Source organism: Pseudonocardia sp. McavD-2-B (assembly GCF_024124365.1).
In the GTDB taxonomy this organism is placed as follows: Bacteria; Actinomycetota; Actinomycetes; order Mycobacteriales; family Pseudonocardiaceae; genus Pseudonocardia; species Pseudonocardia alni.
This window is the reverse complement of the sequence record NZ_JAMXSG010000335.1, coordinates 1-5,352: the sequence shown is the minus strand read 5'-3', so window position 1 is coordinate 5,352 and position 5,352 is coordinate 1. Positions and strand designations below refer to the sequence as shown.

Here is a 5,352-nt window from a genome sequence, read left to right as displayed (position 1 = left end):
CGGCCGCACACCTTCCCCGGCGGCAGCGTCGTCGACGTGACCCCGCCGCGCGGCGGGGGCCCCGGGCACGCGGGCGGGCGCACGGCGACGGTCACCGTGACCCTGACCAACCCGACCGGGTCGCCCGCCGACCTCACCGGGCTGGACGTCGGCGCCACCGCCGACGGCGCCGAGCTGACCGCGCTCGCCGAGGAGGGCACACCGGACGTGCGGCTGCCGCCGGGCGGCACCGCCCGCTTCGACCTGGTCTTCCCCCTGGCCACCGCGCCCGTGCGGGAGTTCGTCGTGACCGTCACGCTCACCGCCGTCGACGCCGAGGGCGAGGATGTCGAGGGGTCGGATCACGCGGCGGACGCGAGCGTGACCTTCGAGGCGGCGGTCTGACCGGCGGGCCCGGCCCGCACCCACAGACGGCGAGACGGCGCCGTCCCCGCATCGCTGCAGGTCACGGCGCCGTCCCGGACGGTCGTGCGGGTCAGGCCCTCTCGTTCTCCCGGGCCCGCAGGTCCTTGCGCAGGATCTTGCCCGAGGCCGACTTCGGGATCTGGTCGATGAACTCGACCACGCGCACCTTCTTGTGCGGCGCGACCTTCTCGGCGACGAAGCTCATGACGTCGTCCTCGGTCAGGTCCTCATCCGAGGCCTGCTTCACCACGAACGCCTTCGGGACCTCCTCGCCGTCGGCGTCCTTGACCCCGATGACCGCGGTGTCGGCGATCTTGTCGTGGGTCAGCAGCAGCGCCTCCAGCTCGGCGGGCGGCACCTGGTAGCCCTTGTACTTGATGAGCTCCTTGACCCGGTCGACGATCGAGTAGACGCCCTCGTCGTCGACGACGGCGATGTCACCGGTGTGCAGGAAGCCGTCGGCGTCCTTGGTGGCGTCGGTCGCCTCGGAGTTGTTGAGGTACCCGACCATCACGTTCGGGCCCTTCACCCACAGTTCGCCGCGCTCGCCGACGCCGACCTCCTCGCCGGACTCCGGGTCGACCAGCTTGCACTCGATGTTCGGCAGCGCGAAGCCCGACGAGTTCAGGTCGAGGTCGCCGCGGTCGTCGGGCATGCAGTGGCTGACCGGGGACAGCTCGGTCATGCCGTAGCCCTGCAGCACGGTGCAGTCCAGCCGCTTGGCGACGGCGCGGCCGAGCTCGCCGTCCAGCGGGGCGGCACCGGAGAAGACCGTCTTCACGCAGGACAGGTCGAACTTGTCGATGATCGGGTGCTTGGCCAGCGCGACGGCGACCGGCGGGGCGATGTAGAGCCGGTCGACCTGCAGGTCCTGGGTGATGGTCAGGAACTGCTCGAGGTCGAACTTCGGCATGGTGACGACGGTGGCGCGCGCGTGCAGACCCTGGTTCATCATCACGGTCATGCCGTAGATGTGGAAGAACGGCAGGAACGCCATGATCTTGGTCTCGCTGGTCACGTCGCCCATGGCCTGGATCTGGAGCAGGTTCGCCACCAGGTTGCGGTGGGTCAGCACCACGCCCTTGGCCAGGCCGGTGGTGCCCGACGAGTACGGCAGCACCGCGGTGTCGGTCGCGGTGGTCGTCAGCTCGGGGGCCGGGGCGCCGGAGCCGACGAGATCGCGGAGCGAGTCGTGGCCCTCGGTGGCGTCGATGGTGAGCACGACGTCCTCGGACAGTCCCGCCTCCTTCGCCCCGGCCACGGCCCGGTCGAGGAACGGCGAGACGGTGATGACCATCTTCGCGCCGGAGTCCTTCAGCTGGTGGGCCAGCTCGCCGCCGGTGTACATCGAGTTCGCGCTGGTCACGATGCCGTTGGCGCGCAGGATGCCGTGGAACAGCGCCGCCCACTGCGGCAGGTTCGGCGCGAACAGCGCGACGACGTCGCCGGTGCCGATGCCGCGGGCGGCGAGCCCGCCGGCGATCTTCTCGACCAGGCCGTGGAACTCGGTGTAGGTCAGCTGGTCACCGGTGGTGCCGTCGACGATCGCCGGCGCGTCCGCCCGGTCGCCGAACCCGTCGGCGAACAGGAACTCGGTGAGAGAGACGTCAGGGATCTCGACGTCCGGGTACGGGCTGCGCAACGACAAGGTTCGCTCCTTCGCGAGGTCCTGCGGGGGGACGGACGGCGCGGAGATCCGGCCGGGTTCGGCGTCATGCTAGAGGCACCGCGCCCGTACCGTCGTCGTGGCGCGGTGAAAAGTTACCCGCGGGTCACCGGAAGAGGTGCTCGAACGCGGTCAGGTTCGCGGTCGACTCGCCGTTCTCGCTGCGCCAGGCGTACTCGCGGCGGATCGAGGAGGCGAAGCCGAGCTCCAGGAAGGTGTTGAAGTCGCCGTCGGCGGCCTCCAGCACCGAGCCGAGGACACGGTCGAGCTCGTCCGCGGTGACGGCGTGGCGGGCCAGCCGCCCGACGAGGTGGATGTCCCCGACCCGGTCCAGGCAGTAGTGCACGCCGTAGAGCTTGGCGTTGCGCAGCAGCATGAACCGGTAGACGCCCTCGTGGTTCTCATCGGGCCTGCGGCACACGAACGCCTGCACCGCGAGGGTCTGCTCGCGCAGGATCAGCCAGGTCTGGGTCTGGAGCCGGGCCTCGCCGGGGAGGGTGACCAGCCACTGCCCGGGCCCGCGGTGGACGTGCTCGGCGCCGGAGTCGGCCAGCGCGGCCCCGATCCGCTGCTCCAGGTCGCTCATACGTCCCCCCGTCGCCGCGCCGCGAACTCGGTGCGGGCCTCGTCGTAGGCGCCCAGCAGGGCGTCGGTCGTGCGGTCCCAGGAGAAGCGGTGCGCGTGCGTCGCCGCGGTCCGCCCCATCTGCTCTCGACGGCCCGGGTCGAGCGCGAGCTCGCCCAGCGCGTCGGCCCAGTCGGAGATGTCGTGCCCGGTGACGAGCAGCCCGGACCGGCCCTCGGCGACGGCGACCGGCAGCCCGCCCACCCGGGTCGCCACCACCGGCGTCCCGCACGCCTGGGCCTCCAGCGCGACCAGCCCGAAGGACTCGTTGTGACTCGGGACGGCGACGACGTCGGCCGCCCGGTAGACCGTCACCAGCTCGTCGCCGGCCCGGGGCGGCAGGAACCGGACGAGGTCGGTGATCCCCAGCTCGGCCGCCAGCTCGTGCAGCGACGTCGGCTCGGCCAGCCCCGACCCGGACGGCCCGCCCGCGACGAGCACGACGAGGCGCTCCCGCAGACCCGGTGCGCGCGCGGCCAGCTCGGCCGCGGCGCGCAGCAGCACGTCGGGGGCCTTGAGCCGCTGGATGCGCCCGACGAACGCCAGCACCACCGCCCCGGCGGGCAGGCCCAGCTCGGCGCGGGCCGCGGCGCGGTCCCCGGGCCGGAAGCGGTCGGTGTCCACCCCGGGCGGGATGGTGACGGTGCGGCGCGGGTCGGCGTCGTAGAGGTCCAGCAGCTGCTTGGACTCGATCTCGGTGTTCGCCACCAGCCGGTCGGCCTCGGCGACGACCTGGTCCTCGCCGATCACCCGCACCCGCGGCTCGGGGGTGTCCCCGGCGGCGAGCGCGGCGTTCTTGACCTTGGCCAGGGTGTGCGCGGAGTGCACCAGCGGCACCCCCCAGCGGTCCCGGGCCAGCCAGCCGACCTGGCCGGACAGCCAGTAGTGGGAATGCACGACGTCGTACCAGCCCGGGTCGTGGCGGGCCTCGGCCCGCAGCACCCCCGCGGTGAAGGCGCACAGCTGGCTCGGCAGGTCGTCCTTGCCGAGGCCCTCGAAGGGGCCCGCGGCGACGAACCGGACCGTCGCGCCGGGCTCCAGCTCGACCGTCGGTGGCTGCTCCGACGACGTGGCGCGGGTGAAGATCTCCGCCTGGACGCCGCGGCGGGCCATCCGGATCGCCGTCTGCGCGACGTAGACGTTCATCCCACCGGCGTCGCCGGTGCCGGGCTGCTCGGTCGGGGAGGTGTGCACCGACAGCACCGCGACCCGTCGGGGCAGTCGCTCACTCACCCGAGCATCCTGACACGGCGCCGGAGCGCCAGCGCAGCCACCAGCGCCCGCAGCGGGTCCGCGGCGTGCCAGTCGTCGCCGCGGCCGGGCCAGGCCGGGACGGTCACCGTCCCGCCGTCGTCGAGGTCGACGACCAGCTCGTCGTGCCGGTGCAGCCGCCCCGGGGGCGCGGTCTCCCCCAGCGCGGCCAGCGCCAGGACGACCTCGGGGTCGGCCGTCCACGGGCCGGGAGTGCCGGTGCCGCGGGCGGTCCCGGCGACCCGGTCCGAGGCCAGCGGCACGTCGAGCAGCTCCGCGAGGGCGGCGGGGTCGGGCCCGCCGGGGACTGCGGGCAGCGCGTCCAGCGCGGGCAGCACCCACGGCGCGTCGAGGACGACGGCGCGGTCGGTCGGCGCGACCGACCCGGTCATCGTGCGGACCCGGTCCGGTGGGTCGACGTCGTCGAGGTCCACCCGGCCGTCGGCGACGGCCGCGGCGAGCGCGGAGTAGGCGGCCGCGGCGACCTCCCCGGTCACCGCGCGCGCCGGGTCGGCCAGCCGGTCGAGCAGCTCGGTGACCTCGTCCGGCCCGTCGACGACGACCCGGTCCCGGACGCCGGCGGCGGCGAGCACCGCGTCGTCGACGCCGGGCAGGGCCCCGACCTCGTCGTAGAGCTCGGCCAGCCCGGTCGCCGAGCGCAGCCGCCACGTGCCGGCCAGCCGGCCGCCGAGGCGGACGTGGCGCGACAGCCACCAGGCGGTGTACCCGGTGAGCAGCGCGGCCCGGGTGTCGCGGTCGCCGGCGAGCAGGGCCAGCGCCGCGGGCCAGCGGTCGTCGGCGACGAGGTCGAGGTCGCGTACGGCGGGCGGGGGGTCGCCGTCGCCGGGGTAGTGCTCGGCGTCGTGCAGCACGTCGGGGTCGAACGCGACGACCGTGAACCGGTCCAGGACGCCGGCGGCGACCAGGGCGTCGCGGGGCACGTCGGCCCACTCCGGCCCCAGCACGCCGACCGGGGCGTCCGGGTCGAGCAGGTCCCGGACGGCGGCGTCGGGCAGTACGAGCTCGTCGGCGCGGGCGGGGCGGCCGTCCTCGTCGGTGAGGGCGAGGGCCCCGAACCGCGGGTCCGGCGCGGCGCCGGGGGTGTCCAGCAGGGCGAGGACGGCGCGGGCCGCCGCGGTGGTGTCCAGGCCCGCCTCGGCGTCGTCGACGGACCGCTCCACGGCGGCGTGCAGCGCGGGCGCGTCGAGCAGGGTCTCGCGGTCGGCGTCGGCGGCCCCGAGACGGCGCAGCAGCGGGTGGACGGCATCGGGGTGGGCGATCCGCAGCTCGGGGAGCGCCGCCACCCCGGCCGGATCGCCCCCGACGGGGAGCAGCACCGAGGCGGGCCCGGGCACCAGGCGGCCGTCGGCGAGCGGGACGGGCAGCGCGCCCAGCTCGGCGGCCAG

At 74.8% G+C, this 5,352-nt stretch carries 4 protein-coding genes and 1 pseudogene; 1 reads left to right on the top strand and 4 read right to left on the bottom strand.

Going from position 1 to position 5,352, the window contains the following annotated elements; genetic code table 11:
- Window positions 1-384: hypothetical protein (locus NH602_RS27635; RefSeq protein WP_253069323.1), on the top strand; the 384-nt coding region annotated here is incomplete at its 5' end.
- Window positions 385-475: 91 nt separating this feature from the next.
- Here NH602_RS27635 and NH602_RS27630 read toward each other — a convergent pair.
- The 4 genes and pseudogenes from NH602_RS27630 to NH602_RS27615 form a co-directional block, all read right to left on the bottom strand.
- Window positions 476-2,053, bottom strand: a complete 1,578-nt coding sequence (locus NH602_RS27630; protein ID WP_179761753.1) for an AMP-binding protein — start codon at window positions 2,051-2,053, stop codon at window positions 476-478.
- 124 nt (window positions 2,054-2,177) lie between these two features.
- Window positions 2,178-2,657: a YbjN domain-containing protein gene (locus NH602_RS27625; protein ID WP_073576590.1), complete on the bottom strand. Its 480-nt coding sequence runs from the start codon at window positions 2,655-2,657 to the stop codon at window positions 2,178-2,180.
- Window positions 2,654-3,928: a D-inositol-3-phosphate glycosyltransferase gene (gene mshA / locus NH602_RS27620; RefSeq protein ID WP_073576591.1), complete on the bottom strand. Its 1,275-nt coding sequence runs from the start codon at window positions 3,926-3,928 to the stop codon at window positions 2,654-2,656. The genes NH602_RS27625 and mshA overlap by 4 nt, the downstream gene beginning before the upstream one ends.
- Window positions 3,925-5,352, bottom strand: a pseudogene (locus NH602_RS27615) (hypothetical protein); the annotation flags it as partial. The gene mshA and the pseudogene NH602_RS27615, both read right to left, overlap by 4 nt.